An 18,487-nucleotide genomic window follows, 5' to 3' on the forward strand; every position below is an offset into this window, starting at 1 on the left:
CTCGGCCAGAAGCAGCCGTCAGGGCGCAAGTGGGGGCATTGGCAATTCTGATTGCCGACGAGCTAGGGCGCAGCGATACCCCACCTCAAAGCGAAGGGCGGACGGCATGAATATACCCGAGCAATATGAGCGAGTGATCAGGTGGATAGGTGACGGCACCGGTGCACCAGATGCATTGCTGCATGTTCACGCCGGAATGGTTGTCCTGATCCTAGCACGCTTGATCACACGGAGATCGTTAGCAACTCCGATACCCTTCGCGGTGGTCTGCGTTGCAGAGCTGGCTAATGAGGTCATGGACCGACTAGCAAATGGAAGCTGGCGATGGCCCGACACTTCTCTCGACATCATCAACACTCTTTTCTGGCCATTTGTGCTGATGGTTGGTCTCCACGCGCGCCGGGCGCAGGACTTGAGGCGTCACCCAAGTCAAAGCGTGAACTAACAGCGTAACTCCCTGCAGGAACTAGCTGAGGATCGAAACGGTCGCAGATTTCGCCAGTTCGTAGCCGTCCGTTCATCAGAGTCGCTGATAGATTGCAAGCATCAGCTCGTTATGTGGTCCAGGGAACGTCAATTAAATCGAAGATCCTTTTGTATTTGTGATGCGATGATTTTGGATTAAGAAAGTCACTATGGGGTGAGGTTTCTAGGAGGGGTAATTTGGCCATTAGCTGGCGCCTTTTCCGAGCTCCAAGCGAAGCTATAATCGAAGAGCGCCGTCGCGCAGCGAGGACAGTTCGCTACGCTCTAGGTTTGGTCATTGCACTACTTGCGAGCACCATCGTCCACACGATCATGAACTTCGATCCAGAGGTTGGCTCAAAGTTCACACTATGGGCACTAGCGCTAATCGTCGTCCTGGCAGGATGGATTTGGTGGATCGGAACGCTGCACTACCCTCGCATACGAGAAGCAGATTTGATTTTTGCTATACCATTGATCTTCCTGATGGATCAGCTGCGAAAAATCATTTCATACCCAATGCTCACGGACATGAGTATTCCCCCGTCCGTCACATTGATGGGCAATTCGGTCCTGCTGATCGCCTTCATCTGGATTGTCTTTAGAGGGAACTTTGTGGGGCTAGTGATCTGGTCGGTCATTCACGCCGCTAATTTTGCGATCGCTCTGTCCGCGATGGATGAACCCCGATCCGCGCTAATCCAGTCAGCAAGCGTCTACGTGCCCGTGCTCCTTCTGATTCTTTATGGGAACTACTCATTCTTGTCGGAGGGGCTAGAGAATTTCAGGCTCAAGCAGGAGCTCGCGGAGGAGAAACGAAAGAGTGAAACGCTCCTCTACAATCTTCTTCCTGAGGAGGTGGCGGAGCGATTGAGGCGCGGCGAAAGCGTGGCCGATGCATTCTCCGATGCTACGGTGATTTTCGTCGACTTGGTCGGGTCGTCGGCGATTGCGCGGCAGCTATCTCCGAAAAGCTTCGTCCAGATGCTTAGTCGAGTTTTTGCTCTCGCTGACGCCTGCGCGGCCGATTGCGGTGTGGAGCGCGTCAAAACCTTGGGCGATGCCTACCTAGCCATATCCGGCGCGAAGGGTGGCGGCGACGCCGAGAACGCCGTTAGGTTTGCCACCCAACTCTTAGGACGAATGGCTGAGCTTTCGAGCTCGCTTGACCTTCAGTTGTCACTGCGAATTGGCATCCATAGCGGACCAGTGGTTGGCGGCGTCATAGGCCAACATCGGGCAGGTTATGACTATTGGGGTGACACCATGAACGTCGCAGCGCGCATCCAGGCTGTAGCGCACAACAACGCCATTTGTGTCAGCGAACCGACTTACTTCGCGACCCGTAGCGTCGTTGATTACGCCCCCAAGCGCATGACGAGTTTGAAGGGTATCGGAGAGATTTCAGTCTATGATCTCATCCCTTCTACTCCCACTGCGGATCAGGCATCGACGATCTCGATTTGAGATACCTGACGAGCAAATGTGAGTGGCTCCTCGATGGCACGTTGGGAAGGACGGACCGAGGTTCAAATTAAAGGCTAATCGCCTTGCGACCGCATCCCACTTTCGAGGCGTGATAGCCGTCAAGAAAGATCCGGTTTGCGCTTGATGTGTTTCGTTAGATGCTTTGTTGTTTTCGTCGCGTCCTTTGTTCAGTAAGACATGGATTTTAGTCAATTGTCTAAGCTGCTAGATGGCGCAAGAAGTAGGGGACGAGAGGCTATGAGGGTGACTAAAATTTTGATCGGGACAACGGCGATTGCAGCCATCTTGTTGGCGGTAGGCCCCGTATTCGCGCAGTCTGGGCGCACTTCCACCGCCTACGTATACTGCTATGCCAGTCCGCCTGGGTTGAAGGGGAATGCTTATCTGTCCGAGATTTCAGAAATAACTCTCCCGGTAGAAGCGGTCTGGGAGAAGCCTGCGTCACAGCGCGCGGAAGCTGGATGGATTGCATATCTGAACCAGTCAGGGTTCAAATACGATCCACATCACGCCAACTGTGGTGTAAGCCACCCAACTCGTGAAGGGGCAGACCAGAGTCGTCGCAGCGACCTGAGCAATCAGGGACCAAACATGCAGTATGTGCTAGTTTCGTATCGGCCAAAAGCGAATTGACGCTAAAATTTAGGCGCGATGGAATGCTTCCCAGACTAAAATGGAGTGGGATTTTCAGCCGATCGTCACTGCGAGAAGCTCGGTGAGTTGTTAATGACCATTGCTAAAGGTTTCTGGAACCGTATGCATTTATGGTTTCGGGTCCTCTCATTTCTAGACACCACGGCGCTCTACGCTCTACGTAGACGCGTCTACCGACAGTTTCCGTTGGAATCATAATCCGCGTGTCGGGGGTTCGAGTCCCTCCTCCGCTACCAAATCCTCCTGCTTGAAGCAGGTTTTCCCGCGACCATGTCCTTCTGAAGTACCGGCGCCATCCCGACGTCCCTCGGGCTTCCGAGCCATTGAACCGACCCCTTCCCGAGACCGGAGCACGCGTTTCACGGGGCGGTAGCGTCGATTTCGTCCTATATTTCGCCTGCCAAAGGTCCAATTTGGTGGAGTTTCGAGTCGCGAGTTGAAAGTGCATCGCGCTGCCTGGAATCTGAACCCGGCAAACCGGATGGAATCACATTCCTTCGCAAGGCAGCCGCTGCGAATTCCGCTGATTGCCCGGCTGGCGGCAAGCAATGCCGCCGATCTCGGGCGACCAGCCCCTTCGAGGGGACAGGCAAATGGCTGGACCAGCAGAAGTCGACGACGAGGTCGAAGGTACACCGGAAGACGGGATCGGCCTGTCGCTGTCGGGTGGGGGCTATCGTGCCATGCTCTATCACGTGGGCGCGATCATCCGCCTCCACGAATTCGGCCTGCTGGGCGAAATCAAGCGCATCTCCAGCGTTTCGGGCGGGTCGATCGCCGCCGGCGTGCTGGCGCTTGCCTGGGACAGGATCGCCACCCGCGATGCCCTTTTCGAAAACTTCGTCGACAGGCTGCGCAGCATGGCCGGGCGGACGATCGACAAGTCGTCATCGCTTAGCGGTCTGTTTCTCCCTGGAAATGCAGCCGATTATGTGGCGAAGGCCTACGACAAGCACCTTTTCGGCGGCGCGACGCTGCAGGACCTCCCCGATTTCCCGCTGTTCGTCTTCAACGCAACCAATCTGGAGAGCGGGGCGCTGTGGCGGTTCACCAAGTTCCATATGCGCGACTGGAAGATCGGGCGCATTTCGCGGCCCGAGCTGCCGCTGACCGAGGCGGTCACGGCCTCCTCGGCCTTTCCCCCGGTGCTGTCACCCTACATCCTCAAGGTCTCTCCGGAGGATTTCGACATCCGGGTTCCCGGTGTGCCGGAGGACTATTTTTCCGACATCATGCTCAGCGATGGCGGCATTTACGACAATTACGGACTGGAGACGATCTACAAGCGCTATCGCGACGTGCTGGTGTCGGACGGTGGCGCTGCGCTGGACATGGATCCCGATCCGCCGAGAAACTGGGTGACACACACGAGCCGCGTCCTCTCGGTCATCCATGCGCAGGTCCACGCGCTGCGTAGCCGCCAACTCGTCGGCGACTACCTAGCGGGAGCGCGCGCCGGCGCCTTCTGGAGCATCCGTACTCCGATCGAGCGGTTCGACGTGGCGGATCCCTTCCCCGTATCGGCGGAAGCTGTCCTCCGGCTGGCGCAGACGCCGACGCGTCTCAAGGCGTTGGATGCCGATCTGCAGGAGCGGCTGATCAACCTCGGCTACGTGCAGTGCGATGCCGCTGTGCGCGCCTATTACCGGCAGGCCACAGCGCGCGGTTCGAGGCTGCCCTATCCCGATCGGAGCTTTTGAGCCATGGCGGACCTCTCGCTCGGCCCGCAGCTCATCGACCGGCTTCTTCTCGGCCCGCGCGCCGACGGGCGGATGGTGCAGGATTCACCGATCCGCGGCGATGTGCTGGCGGCATTTGCATCGAATCCGCGCGGGCGGCTCGACCTGCTGATCACTCCTTACAAATCGCAGCCGGCTTCGGAACTTGCTGCCTATATTTCGCGCGCTGCCCGCGACGACGAGGAGCCGCGAGTCTCGTTTCTCGAAGGGGTCGTCGTCGCCCGGCTCAGTCTCGCGCGCGTGCTCGAAAGCGTGCTTCCAGCGACGGGCTGGTTCCGGACCCTGTGCGAAGAAGAGATCGTCTCCGCCGATCTTTCCTATGCGATCGCGCGCAATATCGCCCTGATGCGCGAGGAAGAGGCGCAGGGGACCCTGCCCATGGCCAGTGATGGCGAAAACCTACCTTTCGCCGTCCGGCGCGCGGCGGTTTTCTTTACCCTGCTGGGGGCGGTCCAGGCGCTGGGCAATGTCATCGAAACAGGCCAGCCGCCGCGAACGCTGAACACGGTCGAGGAAATCGTCGAATTCGTCTCGCTCGAGGCTCTCACCGAAACCGGCGCGGGCATATTCCGGCGCTTGACGAAGACCTGTCCGGCGATGGCCGATCCGTTCGTGTTTGCCGTTTCGCTCAATCGGCCGGTGGAAATGGCCGTCAATCGCTCGGCCCTGACGGTCAAGGCGGACAGCGCGCGCCTTCTCTTTGCCGTCAACTGCTCCGAAATCACATGGGCGATCCTCGATTCCGGCATCGATAGCGAGCACCCGGCCTTCGCCGATCATGCTTCGCCCTCGGGCACGAGCAGGGTCATCGCGACATTCGATTTTTCGCGACTGCGCGATCTCATTTCGACCGACTACCTGTTCAACTCGAAAGCGCTCGATGAAGCGGCCAAGACTTTCGCGAGTGCGCGAACGGAGGAGGCGTTGGGGGCGGCCAAGGCCGACCTCAAATTGCTCGCTGAGGAGGCCGAAAGGGGCCGCCCGGTCAATTGGGGCCTCGCCCGGCGGTATATCGAGGTGGCGTCGCCGGCGCCTCCGGATGTTGCGCACGGTACCCATGTCGCCGGAATTCTCGCGGCGGATTGGCGCGAGCCCGACGTCAACGATCCGGCCAAGACCAAGCAGCGACTTACCGGTGTCTGCCCCGATATCCGGCTGATGGATTTCCGCGTGGTCGGCGCGACCGAGGCGGACACCGAATTCAACGTGATCGCGGCCATGCAATTCATCCGCTTCCTGAACACCCAGAACAATTACCAGATCATCCATGGCGCGAACCTGAGCCTGTCCATTCCGCATTCTGTCCGCAACTATGCTTGCGGCGCGACGCCGGTTTGCGAGGAGGCGGAGCGGCTGGTTTCGTCAGGCGTGTTCGTGGTCGCCGCTGCGGGTAACCGGGGATACCAGAATTACCAGCTCAGCGGCGGCGGCAGCTTCGACAGCTACGCCCCGTCGTCGATCACCGACCCCGGCAATGCCGAAGCGGTGCTGACCGTGGGCGCAACCCATCGGACGTCGCCGCACAATTACGGGGTGAGCTTCTTCTCGAGCCGCGGACCCACGGGCGATGGCCGGGCCAAGCCCGACCTTCTGGCTCCCGGCGAGAAGATCCTCAGCGCGATCCCCGGCGGGAAGGAGGGGGCCGACGACACGCGCGACGGAACCAGCATGGCGGCCCCGCACGCCAGCGGGGCGGCAGCCCTGCTGATGGCGCGCAATTCCGAATTCATCGGCCGCCCGGGAAAGATCAAGCGTGTGCTGATGGACAGCTGCACCGATCTCGGCCGGGAGCGCAGCTTTCAGGGGGTCGGGCTGATCGACGTCCTGCGCGCCATGCAGACGATCTGACGACGAGAAAGGATGCTCAATGGAACTTGAAGTTCTGCCTGCCCGTCACGGTGACTGCATGCTGCTGCACTTCGGGAGCGAGGACGATCCGCGCCTCGCGCTGATCGATGGCGGGCCGGCGGGCGTCTACCACGAAGCCCTGCTCCCGCGCCTGGAGGAACTGCGCGAGGAACGGGGCATCGCAGACGGCGATCCGCTGGTGATCGATCTGATGATGGTCAGCCACATCGACGATGACCACGTCAACGGGATCGTGCGTTTCCTCAAGGACATGCACGAACGGGCGGAGGAGGGAAAACCGCCAAAGTTCCGCGTCCGCCGACTGTGGCACAATTCCTTCGACGACATCATCGGCAACAAGGAATCCGAGACGCAACTGCAGCTGACCAAGCAATTCGGTACGGCGAGCGCGGGAGAGGCGGATATCCCGCGCGGCGACATGCCCTTTCGCAACTGGCAGGTGCTGGCCAGCGTTTCGCAAGGGCACGCAATCCGCAAACTTGCGGAAGCCCTCAAGATTCCGGTGAACCCGGAATTCGGTGGTTCCATGATCAAGTCCGCTGGGGGTGCGGAAGTCGAAATCGAGGATCTGAAATTCACGGTCCTCGGTCCGCTCGAATCCGAACTGTCCGCGCTCGAGAAAGAGTATGACGAGTGGCTCAAGCGGACCAAGCGCGGCCGCGACAGCGGGGAGGCCCTGCTGGCGTCCTTTGCCGATGAATCGGTCGCCAACCTCTCGAGCCTGGTGTTCCTGGTCGAGTCGCGCGACGAACGCTATCTGCTGACCGGCGATGCACGGGGTGACAAGATCCTCGATGCCATCGCCCAGTGCGGGCTGGCCAATCGCGCGGGGAAGCTCGAAGTGGACCTGCTCAAGGTTCCGCACCACGGCAGCGATCGCAATGTCACAGCTGAGTTCTTCGAAGCCATTCCGGCCACACGTTACGTCCTGAGCGGCGACGGCGGGCACGGCAATCCCGAGCGGCCGTGTATCGAATGGATCGTGGCGGCGCGGGGCAAGCAGCATACCGTGCTGCACTTCACCTATCCGCTCGATCGCATCGACCGTCGCCGCGAGGAACTGTTCAAGGGCGAGGATTGGTCCGACGAGACCCATGGCATCGAGCCGCTGGCAAAGACCTTCCCCGATGCGGTGAAGATCGTCGCGGGCGGCAGCGACCGGACGGCCTGAGCAAATTTCGATGGCGAGGAGAGTATCGATGACGAGCAAATCGGTAGAGAACATCAAGCAGATCCAGCACGCGCTGGCACGCAAGGGCTACAATCCCGGCCCGGTAGACGGCGTCTGGGGGCGTCTCACGGAAGCTGCGGTCCGCCATTTCCAGGCCGATCACGGCCTGGTGGCCGATGGTGTGGTCGGGCCGAAGACGAGCGTGGTCCTGCTCGGCAACGAGATGGCCGTTGCGCCGTCGGACGACCCCTCGATCCCATGGTTCCAGGAAGCGCGGCGGCTCGTGGGCGTTCGTGAAGTTGTCGGGCCGGGGAACGAGCCGAAGATCATCGACTGGGCCAAGAAGGCCGGCATCGATTATCGCGACGACGATATCCCCTGGTGCGGGCTGTTCGTCGCGCACTGCGTGTCCTCGACGCTCAGCGGCGAATTGCTGCCCGGCAATCCACTCGGTGCCCGGAACTGGCTGAAATTCGGTGCCCCCTGCAGCCCTATGCTCGGTTCGATCCTCGTCTTCTGGCGCGGGAAGATCGACGGCTGGAAGGGGCACGTCGGCTTCTATGCCGGCGAGGACAAGGACGCCTTTCACGTTCTCGGCGGCAACCAGGGCAATTCCGTGTCGATCGTGCGCATAGCGCGCGATCGGCTGCTGGAAGCGCGCTGGCCCGCGAGCGCTCCGGTATGCGTGACCGAGAAGGTGGAACTCGCCGCGGGCGATTCCTTCTTTTCGACCAACGAGGCCTAGTCCTCGGCGGCAGCTTCGGGTTCTGCGCGCGGCTTGCTATCGAGCAGGCCCGTGCCGAAGTAGGCTCCCAGCGCTGAGATCACTGCGACCAGCAGCGAGCCTACGGTCACGCTTGCGGTGAAGGGGAGGAGGTTGATCCCTACCGCGTAGGCGCCCCAGATCACCACGCCGACCAGCGCGGACAGCAGCAAGGCGCCGATCCCCGGGCGCGGGCCCGAGCCCGGCCTGACGAGGCGGATTGCCGCCCCGATCAGCGCTCCCAGAAGGCTGGCGAACAGCGTCCTGAACGGAAAGCTGAACTGGATCCGGTCCTCGCTCGCCGGCATGCCGATCATCGAGCCGCTGACCGTGACCATGCCGGTCGACTCGGACCGCAAGACCGCGGTGGCCTCACCGGCGGCGTTGAGCTTCACCGAAGACGGCGAAAGATACCCGAACGGGTCAACGGTCAGATTGACGATCTTGCCCGCCGGATTGTCGATTCCGCCCGCCGTGACGGTGACGGTGGACGTGCCGATACCCCAGCCCTCGATCGAACCGGCATCGAGGCTGACCTTGAGGATCGGTTGCAGGGGGAGGCGCAGTTCGATCCCCTCGCGATCGAAGCGCGTGACGATCCGAAGCAGGGCCCCGTCGGGAGCTGTCGGCACGCGGATGGTGATATTCACGAAAGGTGGGCTCGTCTTCGACACGATGAAGGGGCTCGAATCGACCGCCGTCCATTCGCACTATAAAGCGATGCGCCTACCTGAACCCGCCCCCTGTACTGCGCCGCCTCTTGGCACCTCCGACGAGGCGCAAGGGTCTGTAATAGAAGGGCTACGAGCGACAGGTCACGGTGCCCCCCGAGTGGAGCCGATCGGGAGATTTGGCAAAATGGGATCCTCACCCAAGATTGCTATTGCGAGTAAGTCGCATAAGCGTTAGGCGGCGGCGAATCTTCGAGGAGTTCCAGATGTTCCGCTATCTCGCCGGCGCGCTTGCGCTGGCCCCGCTATCGCCCGCCTTCGCTCAGGACGTCGCACCTTCGGATGAAGCCGCGCCGGAAGGGGACGCGGGAGCGAAGATCGTGGTGACCGCCGCGCGCACCCAGCTTCCGGCCAGCGCCCTGCCGTTGACGGTGGATGTCATCGACAGCGAAGCGCTCGAGCGGCAGGTTCTTCTCTCGGGATCGACCGTCGACGCCGTGTCGGCGCTGCTGCCGTCGTTCTCTCCGACGCGGGAAAAGCTCTCCGGCGCGGGTGAAAGCCTGCGTGGCCGTGCGCCGCTCTACGCCATCAACGGCATCCCGCAGTCGACGCCGGTCCGCGACGGCTCGCGCGACGGTTACACGATCGACCCGTTCTTCATCGACCGGGTGGAAGTCATCTACGGCTCCAACGCGCTGCAGGGCATCGGTGCCACCGGTGGCGTCGTCAACCAGGTCACCGTCGGAGCCCCGCGCGAGGACGGGGTGGGGTTCCGCACCCTGTCGCAGGTCACGCTTCCCGACGGGTTCGACGGCGAAGGCATCGGCGCCAAGACCGCCGGGCTGGTGGGCTATCGTGCCGGACCCTTCGATGCGAGCTTCGGCGCCGCTTTTGAAAAGCGCGGCGCATTCTTCGATGGCTCGGGGAACCGCATTGGCGTCGACGGCACGCAGGGCGAAATCCAGGACAGCGATAGCTGGTCGGTCTTTGCCCGACTTGGCTACGAGCTTGCAAACGGCGCGCGGTTCGAACTCGTCGCCAACCGCTTCGAGCTGGAAGGCAACGCCAACTACGTCTCGGTCCCCGGCAACCGCGCGACGAACACTCCCGCGACGAGCATCCGCGGCGATACGCCGGGCGCGCCGCCCTCGAACACCGCGCATCTCCTGTCGGCCTCGCTGGTCGATCCCGATCTCGGCGGCGGGACCTTCGTGCTGCAGGGTTTCTACAGCCGCACGAACGACGTGTTCGGCGGCGGGGTCTTCGGGACCTTCCAGGATCCGGCCATCGATCCCAGCGGCAATCTGTTCGACCAGTCGGCCAATCGCTCGCGCAAGCTCGGCGCCAAGGTCAGCTATGAGCGCGCGGTTCCGGGCTTCGAGGATCTCGTCCTGACGGCCGGCTTCGATGCCCTGTTCGACCGGACGCAGCAGTCGCTGGTCCAGACCGATCGCATCTGGGTGCCGCGGAGCGACTTCAGCAGCCTCGCCCCCTTCCTCCAGGGCAATCTGGCGCTGGCCGATGGACTGGTCCGCCTTGCGGGCGGCCTGCGCTACGAGAATGTCGAACTCGAGGTCGGCGACTTCACCACCCTGGCCAGTTACGGTGCCGTGGACGTCGCGGGTGGGTCCCCATCGTTCAAGGATCTGCTGTGGAACGGCGGGGTGATCGTCGAGCCGATCGACGGGCTGCGGGCCTACGGCAGCTATGCCGAGGGCTTCACCATCGCGGACGTCGGCCGGATCCTGCGCGGGATCACCGAGCAGGGCGTGGATGTCGACGAATTCCTCTCGCTCGAGCCGGTGGTGTCCAACAACCGCGAGCTCGGTCTCGAATGGGATCGCGGCGCACTCAAGGCGTCGGCGAGCTATTTCTGGTCGTCGAGCGATTTCGGTTCGCTCCTCGTGCTGCGCAACGACGTGTTCGAAGTCGAACGTCAGCCGATCCAGATCGAGGGCTTCGAAGCCAGCCTCGCCTGGCAGACCCCGCTGCCCGGCTTTTCGCTCAGCGGAGGCTATGCCGCGCTCGAAGGGCAGACCGATAGCGATGGCGATGGCCTCGTCGACGAGGACCTCGACGGGGCGAATATCTCCCCTGATCGCATCAATCTCGCCGCGGACTACAACTCGGGTCGCTTCAGTGCGCGGGCGCAGGCGCGCATGTACCTGGCGCGTGAATTCAACGATGCAGCCACGGCCACCGACTTCGATGGCTACACGCTGCTCGATGCCTTCATCTCCTACCGCGCCGATTTCGGCGAGATCGCCCTCGCGGCCCAGAACCTGACTGACGAGTTCTACGTCACCTACGATAGCGACACCGTTCGGGTGACGGATAACAGCCGCTTCTTCGCCGGCCGTGGGCGCACCTTCACGCTGAGCCTGCGCAGCGAGTTCTGATGAAGCTGCTTTCGCTTCTGCATCGCTGGACGGGCGGACTGGTGGGCCTCCTGTTGGCCATCATCGGCCTGTCCGGCACGGCGCTGCTGTGGGAGGACAGCTGGATCCTGCTCGACGGGGCGAATGATGCACCGGTCAGCAGCGCCGCGGAGCTGGGCGACGCGATCGAAGTTGCTATCGAGACCGCCCCGGGGCTGTCCCGGATAACTTTTGCGGGTGACGAAATCGGCCTGCATCAGGCGATCTATGCGGATGGGGGCGGCGCCTACATCGCGCAGGACGGAACGGTCGTCGATCGCTGGGCCGGGCCGTGGGGGAGACCCGAACTCTGGCTGTTCGATCTCCATCACCATCTGCTTGCCGGCGAAATCGGGAAGACAATCACGGGCGTGCTCGGAATCCTGTTGTTGGCGTTCGCCATCACCGGGACAATCCTGTGGTGGCGAACGCGCAAGACCTTCCGCTTTCGCCTCTGGCCCGCCCGTTACACCACCAGCGCGATCGTGCGGCAACACCGCGATCTCGGCGTCGTCGCGTCGCCTTTCCTGATCCTAATCGCAGTGACCGGCACACTGATGGTCTTCCCCGCGATTTCATCGGTGCTGCTTTCACCGATTGCCGAGCCAGACGCCAAGCCGACGCTCCCGGAGGGGCTCGCGCCTGCCGATCGCAACACCGATTGGAGGCGGGTGATGGTGAATGCGCAATCGGCCTATCCTTCGGCCGCAGCGCGTCGATTGATGATACCGAGAGAAGTCGGGCAGCCGATCGCCATTCGCTTCCGGCAGGACTTCGAGTGGACTCCGAATGGGCGGAGCTACGTCTGGATCGCGCCGGACACGGCGGAGATAATTGCAACGGACGATCCGGCGAAGGGCGACCGTGCATCAGCTGTTGTCGAGAAATTCTATCCGCTCCATGCCGCCAAGGTCGGGGGGCTTGCATGGCGGATCGCGCTGACTTTCGCCGGCTTCGCTCTCATCGTCTTGGGCCTGCTTGCCAGCTGGAGCTTCTGGACAGCGAAGATTGGCAGTCGGCCTGCCACTGTCTTGCGAGCCAAAGAGGCGACCCGCTGATTGAACAAGCCGCGCGGTGAGCATCGCAACCGCGCTGGATCAATATTGACCGAGCAGTCGCTGCGAGCCCGACAGCCGATGCTTCGCGTGTTCGACGGCTTGGTCGGCAATAGTGCGCCGCTCGCTTCCGCGACGATCTTTTCTGAGAATCTCAAAATAGGCGTGACCCGTTTCTCTGGAATTTCCCGCTTTTGCCAGTGAGGGGACGTATTCGGCGCGATCGCCGAACGGACCGCATCGAAGGGGGAAGGGGATGGTCGGCAGGCTTCGGATTCTCAGCGGCATGGTGCTGGCTTGCGCTGCGATTGCTTCGCATTCGGGGGTTCTGGCCAGGGCAATCGCCGCCTCGAGCGAACCCCTCGATCGGCAGCTGGCAACGATCGAGACCGGCCACCAGCTTGTGGTCGGTGCGACCGATGGCGATGTGTCCTTTGGCGGCTATCCGGTGCAACTCGACGGGTTCAGCGGCATTTTCGGTTACGCCAGCGAGGTCGCCTACGTGATCGTAGTCGATGGCCGCGCGTCGATCGAGGGAACCACTGCCGCGCGAGGCAGGATGCTCCTGATCCGCCCTTTCGCCGCCGGTATCTCGAGCGAGCGCTTCGATGCCACTCGTCTGCAGGAAGCGCTGGGAGAAGGCGGCGAGGCGGAATTGGCGCCAGACGTGCTCGCGTCGCTCGAGCGCCTCGCTGCGGCGCAGCGACGCGGCATGTTCCTGGGACGCCTGGCTCAGACCAATTTTAACGTCGCGTCGCTGGGTTCGGCCGAGGCGGAGATGGGGCGCCGCAACCGCGTCGGCGGAGCTGCCGTGCGCGAGGCGCGCTTTGCTCCGCCTGCACCGGGGATCGCTATCGAGCAGACCATCGTCGAACGCTTCCTCGCCGCGCTTGCCCGGGGAGATACCGCGGCGTCGGCCCAATTCCTCGATCCTTTGCCCTATGGCTATTCCGGCCCGTCCAACGAGGGACGACAGGCACGCGAAGCGATGGCCGCGGCCTTGATCGAAGCCCACGACTGGAGTCGATTTGCCGACGCCCAAGCCGACAAGGCCGGCGAGGCAAGCTGGCTCGTCCAGGGGAATGGAGCGCAAGCCCGGATTGCGCTGCGCCGGACCACCGAATTCGCCTTTGTCCAATCCATCGAGGTCGCAGAATGAGCGCACACTCCCGTCGCCGCATTTTTCGCGCCTCGCTCAAATCGGGGGTGGCGCTCGCGGTCATCGCCATGTCCCCGGTCCCGCTTGCAGCCAGCGATGGTGAAGATGCGGCGCCTAGCCAGTTCGCAGGCAGGCAGCCGGAGCGCTCCTCGGCAGCAGACAGCCCCGCTGTCGAGGAGCGCCAGAGTTATGCCCTGCGGCTGATGATGCAGGTCTATGACGGGCGCGACGATCTCTCGCACACCCAGCTGCTCGGCATCGGGCGGGTGCGGAAGGGCAACCGCAGCCTGACCCGATTCGACTACGGCGATGGCGCCGTCGTGATCCGCAAGGAAGAGGGCGACCTGGCGGCGGGCAAGTTCGTCAACGTCAGTGCGACTGAGAAGCAGCTCGTCTACAATTACGACAGCAAGACGATGCAGGGCGACCGGGAGATTGCCGCGTTCCACAATGCGGTTATCCGCCCATGGCTCGATCGTGGCCCGGAGCTGGGTCAGGACGTGCAATGGAGCATGTCCGTCCCGCTCTCGGCGCTCGCGATGAAGGGCCTGGCGGGACAGGCGATCCGGGTCGAGCTGGCCCGCGAATATTTCGTCCACGATGGCAAGCCGATGGTGCTGGTCCACTATGCCATTCCGGCGTTCACCTATCGCGATGACCGGGGCCGCCTTGTCGTCCAATGGGCGCGCGGCCTGTCGCTGACCGATCCCGGTTTCGGGATGATCTATCTCAACTCGGCGCTGCATCGCGCGGTCGCACGCGGCAACGGCTCGGCCTCCACGCCCTATCGCCTGGCCCGGACGATGGTCGCCGCCAATCCTGACGGGTCGGCGATGATCGACTATCGCACCGTGCCGCAGCTGCAGCCGCATCTGGAGGCGCTGTTCGGCAAGGAGGCGGTGGAGGTGATCCCGGCCGACACCAGTGGACAGAAGCTCGACGATCGGCCGCTCGAACTCGGCCGGAGGCTCGATCTACTCGCGCTCAGCGTCGGCGAGAATGGCGCGAATGAAGTGCCGGCGACGGCCGCCGCGCAAGGCGCGGAAGACCGGGGGACCGAGTTCGTCGGCTTGGCGGCAGCGACCCTGCAAGCTGCACAACAGCAACAGGACCAGCAACAAGACGCGGCCATGGTCGAGACAATCGGGGCCCAGATGGCGGCAGATCAGCAGAAAGCCGCGAACGAGAGGGAACTGATCGAGAAGGATACCCAGACGAAGGTAGCCGAGATGTTCCGTGACGAAGCTCCTCCCAGTTCGTCGACCTCGTCTGCCGCGGCTCCTCCGGCACCGGCTCCTGCGCCCGCCAGCACTACCACCACCACGTCCTCGGGCAGGGTCGTCAAGCTCCTGACTCCGACCGGTACGACCCGCGGTGGCGATGGCGGCGGATCGCTGCTCGACGAGGTGCCGCCGGGCACGATCGACGAACTCCGGCAGTCGTCGGAAAACGGAACCGGGATTACCGGATCGCTCGCCGGCCAGAACGATCCTGCCGCCGTGTTCGGCGGCGGAGGCGATGACCCCGGCCTAGGGGCGATCGCCGGCAAGTATTACGGTGGCGATGCTGGTGAGCGACTGGGCGAAAAGCTCGACGATATCATCGACTTCTACGGCACGCCGGACAAATTCGTCGCCGCCGCCGGCGGCATCGCGGCACTCCAGGAAGACCTCGAAGATGTGCTGAGCGATGCGGCGAGTTTCGCGGAGGCGATTAGGGGTATCGGCGATGTCGAAAGCGAGCTGGCCTCACTGGCCGGTCGTCTCAACGCCAACGCCGATCAGATACGCAAGCTCGAAAATCTGGTGAACACCAACCTCGGCAACCTCCCTATCGACGAGACCGAGAAGCTGTTGATGAGGCTGGAGGAGCTGAAACGCGAATCGACCTTGATCACGCGGGAAATCCAGTCCGTCGACCGCAAGCTCCAATATCTGAAAAGTGTCGAGCAAAGCATGCCTGGGCTGTACAGGAAAATTCAGCAGCTCTCGAAGCTCACGCCGAGTTCCGGGATCGCCAATACGCTCGCGAAGATCAGCGGGTTCCTCGACAAGATCGAAGGCCCGTTGGCGTTTCTTGGCGGGGTTGGCAACGTCGGCTCGGTCTACCAGACCGGGACCGATTTGGGCACCTTCAAGACCACCGACAAGGACCTGAAACTGTCGGGTGACTATGACTCCGCGGGCGCATTCGTCAGCAGTCTGACCCTCGATCTGCTCGGCATTCTCGGCAATGCTGCCGCGGGCAATCCGGCCACCACCTTCGCCGATGTCGCGACCTTCGCCAGCGGCAAGTTCGTCGACCTCTACAAAGTAGTCGCAGCCGAGAGGCAAACTCGTCTCGATACCCAGCAGACGCTGATGCGCACCGAGCTCAACCGGAAGAAGTCGGTGAACGAACTTCAGGACCGGATCCTGGCCGCACGCGCCGCCGGCAATAAGGAGGAGGAAGAGTTTCTGATCGGCAAGTGGCTGAAGCTGGCCACCACCGAAGAGGTCGAGGCCTTCTATAGGGCGCACCCGGCAGACTATGACTCGCCGATTTATACCGAGGAAACGAAGCCGGGCGGCGTCTCCAGTCCGGACTGGCAAAATCCCAATCTGGACCCGGACACCGGTCTGCCCAAGCCCGAATATTGGGCGTACCTCAAGAAGAACGACCCGACGCTGCTCGCAAGCTTCGGGATCGATCCCGAAGCGCCGGTTGGCGGTTGGCCTGGTGGCATCGGGCCCGAACATCGCCCGAAAGAGGAACTGCCGCAGCAGCCCGCGTCGCCGCCGAAGCCCTCGCCGATCCCGGTGGAACCGGACTATCCAACAGCGCCGCCACGGCCGCCCAGTCCGGCTCCAACCCCGGGGCCCGCCGCCGAAGAACCGCCGCCGCCTCCGCCGCTGACCGAAGCGGAGGCACGGCTGAAGAAAAATCTCGAGGACAACGCCCGCGCCACCGAGGAGCTGGACGCCTATCAGGCCCAGAAGCTGGCCGACCTGAAAGCGGAAGAGGGCAAGGGCTTCGGCGACACCAGCTTCCGCCAGTCTTCGCTCGAGACTTCGGATCTCGTCACCTCGGTATTCGATATGGATCCCGTGACCTTTACAGGCGTCGACTGGGATCCTGTGACGTTCGATGAAGCTGGCGATCTGTTCGACGAGAACGGCAACCTCAAGAAGGTGGGCCCGGACGACTTCGTCATGACGCCGTTCGATCCGCCCGAGGCCAGCCGCTTCCCGCCGACCGATCCGGATGACCTCGACGGCTATCCCGGCACCGGCGAGATGCCCGCCTTTACATATGAATCGATGGTCGGTCAGGAACCCGATCTGGCGCAATGGGAGGAATGGCTCTCCACGCAGGATATCGCCTTCCTCGAGCGGCTGGCGCGCGCTGCGGGCTATCCCAGTCTGGCGTTCGCTCTCCAGGATGCCGAGCGGATCATGCGATTGTCATCGGATCAGGGCTATCGGCAGTACGTCAATCGCGGGCCCAATTGCGCGGGGACGACCGGCTGTACCGGTTCGGTCGGTCCGTGGAAGATTGCCTGGGCAACGGTCAAGCTGGGCGACATCCTCTCGCAGAGTCGGGAAATCTTCTCCACCGGAGGTTTCAGCGACATCGGTATTTCCGGGTTCAACCTGATGTACATCCTGCGCGACTTCGGCGTCGAGGATGGCGATCTTATCGATGTCGAGATCTCGCAGTTCGGTCGGGTTATCTTCAGCCTGAAAGGGCATTTCCTGCTCAACGAGGGCAGCCCGTTCAACGTCGGGTTGAGGCCCGGGGTGGCGCAAATGGTGATCACCGCACTCAACGAGGGAACGCTGCGACCGAACACGGCGGAGGTGACGATTGCCAATGTGGTCCGCGGCGACGCGACCCAGACCTACTCGCTCGAAACCGGTCAGACCGCCGTGTTGCGGATCGAAGCGGATGCGACACCGGAGCCCAGTTCATCGGCGAACAATTCCATCTCCTCCGGCTCCCGCTCGCGGAGCGGAGCTGGGGCGATCGGCGGCGCGGTTCAGTCACGCTCCATCGACCGTCCGTTCGATCGGGCGACCATGGGGGCAGGACGCGTTCGGGGAGGGCAAAACCAATGAACGGCCTCATTCTCGTACTTGCCGGCCTGCTCGCCGTGAGCGTAATCCACGATCCCGCGGCTGCACAGGCGGTGCCAGATATCCAGGACGCCATCAGCCGCGGCAACAGCATCGACGATGCGCTGCGCGAACAACGCCGCACGTCGCTCCAGCCGTCGGCAGAAGACGAAGGCGAGATCGATGGCGAAGCGGGCGTCTACGTCCTGACCGTCAACGACATATTTTTCATCGGGGCATCTGTCGGCAGCGGCTGGGAGGAGAACCCCGTCCGTACGATAGACGATGTCGGCAATTCCGTTTTCGCCACCGCCGCGGTTTCTGCCGGAATTCAGACGAAGCTCGGCGACACGGTCGATGCCGGACTGGCGGTGACCGCTTCCGGGATCGAATATGAAGCAGACTTCGCGCCCTCCTCGCGCAGTGTGTCGGCTTCGGCGAATCTTGGGCTGCCGCTCGGAAGATCGCCTCTCTACCTCGGCCTCACGGCCTACGGCGGGTACAGCTTCGATGGCGGCTTCGACAACGGCACAGCGTTCTATGGGGCGTCGATCGGTGTCAGTGCGGCCGTGCCGCTGGGACAACGCGGCTTGTTGAGAGGCAGTCTCAGCGGCGGTCGCGCGCTGAACGACATTTCGGAAAACAATGCCTGGAACGCGAATTTGTCGGTCGGCATCGCCCATAGGGTAACGCCGGACCTGACCATCGCCGCCGATGCGAGGGTCAGCCGGATCTGGTTCGACGATTTCTTCGAGGACGTCACCTTCGTCGCGCGCAAGGACTGGCAATATGGCGGAAACCTGACGGGTACCTACGCCATCAACGACTGGATTTCCGCGAGCGTGAGCGCCGGCTACGAGAAGCGCGATTCCGGCTTTTTCCTGTCCAATTACGACGGGGTCGCAGCAAGCGTTGTCCTGACGGCGCGCAAGCGGTTCTAGC

12 protein-coding genes are annotated in these 18,487 nt (G+C 62.6%); 11 read left to right on the top strand and 1 reads right to left on the bottom strand.

Features of this window, described 5'->3' with window-relative positions; all coding sequences use genetic code 11:
- Positions 1–798: 798 nt before the first annotated feature.
- The 5 genes from K3181_RS13355 to K3181_RS13375 all read left to right on the top strand — a co-directional run bounded on the left by K3181_RS13355 (position 799) and on the right by K3181_RS13375 (position 8,131).
- Positions 799–1,932: an adenylate/guanylate cyclase domain-containing protein gene (locus tag K3181_RS13355; RefSeq protein ID WP_221603621.1), complete on the top strand. Its 1,134-nt coding sequence runs from the start codon at positions 799–801 to the stop codon at positions 1,930–1,932.
- A gap of 1,268 nt (positions 1,933–3,200) precedes the next feature.
- Complete coding sequence (locus tag K3181_RS13360; RefSeq protein ID WP_221603622.1) at positions 3,201–4,307, top strand: patatin-like phospholipase family protein; 1,107 nt, start codon at positions 3,201–3,203, stop codon at positions 4,305–4,307.
- Between the two features lie 3 nt (positions 4,308–4,310).
- Complete coding sequence (locus K3181_RS13365) at positions 4,311–6,194, top strand: S8 family serine peptidase (RefSeq protein WP_221603623.1); 1,884 nt, start codon at positions 4,311–4,313, stop codon at positions 6,192–6,194.
- 19 nt (positions 6,195–6,213) lie between these two features.
- Positions 6,214–7,386 (top strand): ComEC/Rec2 family competence protein, encoded by a 1,173-nt coding sequence (locus K3181_RS13370; protein WP_221603624.1) that lies wholly within the window; start codon positions 6,214–6,216, stop codon positions 7,384–7,386.
- Between the two features lie 28 nt (positions 7,387–7,414).
- Positions 7,415–8,131: an NlpC/P60 family protein gene (locus K3181_RS13375; protein ID WP_221603625.1), complete on the top strand. Its 717-nt coding sequence runs from the start codon at positions 7,415–7,417 to the stop codon at positions 8,129–8,131.
- Here the strand turns inward: K3181_RS13375 and K3181_RS13380 are convergent.
- Positions 8,128–8,823, bottom strand: a complete 696-nt coding sequence (locus K3181_RS13380) for an Ig-like domain-containing protein (RefSeq protein WP_221603626.1) — start codon at positions 8,821–8,823, stop codon at positions 8,128–8,130. The genes K3181_RS13375 and K3181_RS13380 overlap by 4 nt on opposite strands.
- A 263-nt stretch (positions 8,824–9,086) precedes the next feature.
- Between K3181_RS13380 and K3181_RS13385 the strand changes: the two genes are divergently transcribed.
- Genes K3181_RS13385 through K3181_RS13410 form a run of 6 tightly spaced genes read left to right on the top strand, consistent with a single transcriptional unit; the run spans position 9,087 to position 18,486 of the window.
- Positions 9,087–11,219 carry a TonB-dependent receptor gene (locus K3181_RS13385; protein ID WP_221603627.1) on the top strand — a complete coding sequence of 711 codons (2,133 nt, stop codon included), beginning with the start codon at positions 9,087–9,089 and terminating at the stop codon, positions 11,217–11,219.
- Positions 11,219–12,295 (top strand): PepSY-associated TM helix domain-containing protein, encoded by a 1,077-nt coding sequence (locus K3181_RS13390; protein ID WP_221603628.1) that lies wholly within the window; start codon positions 11,219–11,221, stop codon positions 12,293–12,295. Before K3181_RS13385 ends, K3181_RS13390 begins: the two co-directional genes overlap by 1 nt.
- Positions 12,296–12,496, top strand: a complete 201-nt coding sequence (locus K3181_RS13395; RefSeq protein ID WP_221603629.1) for a hypothetical protein — start codon at positions 12,296–12,298, stop codon at positions 12,494–12,496. It begins immediately after the preceding gene.
- 52 nt (positions 12,497–12,548) lie between these two features.
- Positions 12,549–13,451 (top strand): hypothetical protein, encoded by a 903-nt coding sequence (locus K3181_RS13400; protein ID WP_221603630.1) that lies wholly within the window; start codon positions 12,549–12,551, stop codon positions 13,449–13,451.
- Between the two features lie 47 nt (positions 13,452–13,498).
- Positions 13,499–17,548 (top strand): hypothetical protein, encoded by a 4,050-nt coding sequence (locus K3181_RS13405; RefSeq protein WP_221603631.1) that lies wholly within the window; start codon positions 13,499–13,501, stop codon positions 17,546–17,548.
- Entirely contained in the window at positions 17,545–18,486 is a 942-nt protein-coding gene (locus tag K3181_RS13410) for a porin family protein (protein ID WP_221603632.1), read from the top strand. Before K3181_RS13405 ends, K3181_RS13410 begins: the two co-directional genes overlap by 4 nt.
- Position 18,487: the final 1 nt, after the last annotated feature.

This window comes from Qipengyuania mesophila, assembly GCF_019711655.1.
GTDB classification, from domain to species: domain Bacteria; phylum Pseudomonadota; class Alphaproteobacteria; order Sphingomonadales; family Sphingomonadaceae; genus Qipengyuania; species Qipengyuania mesophila.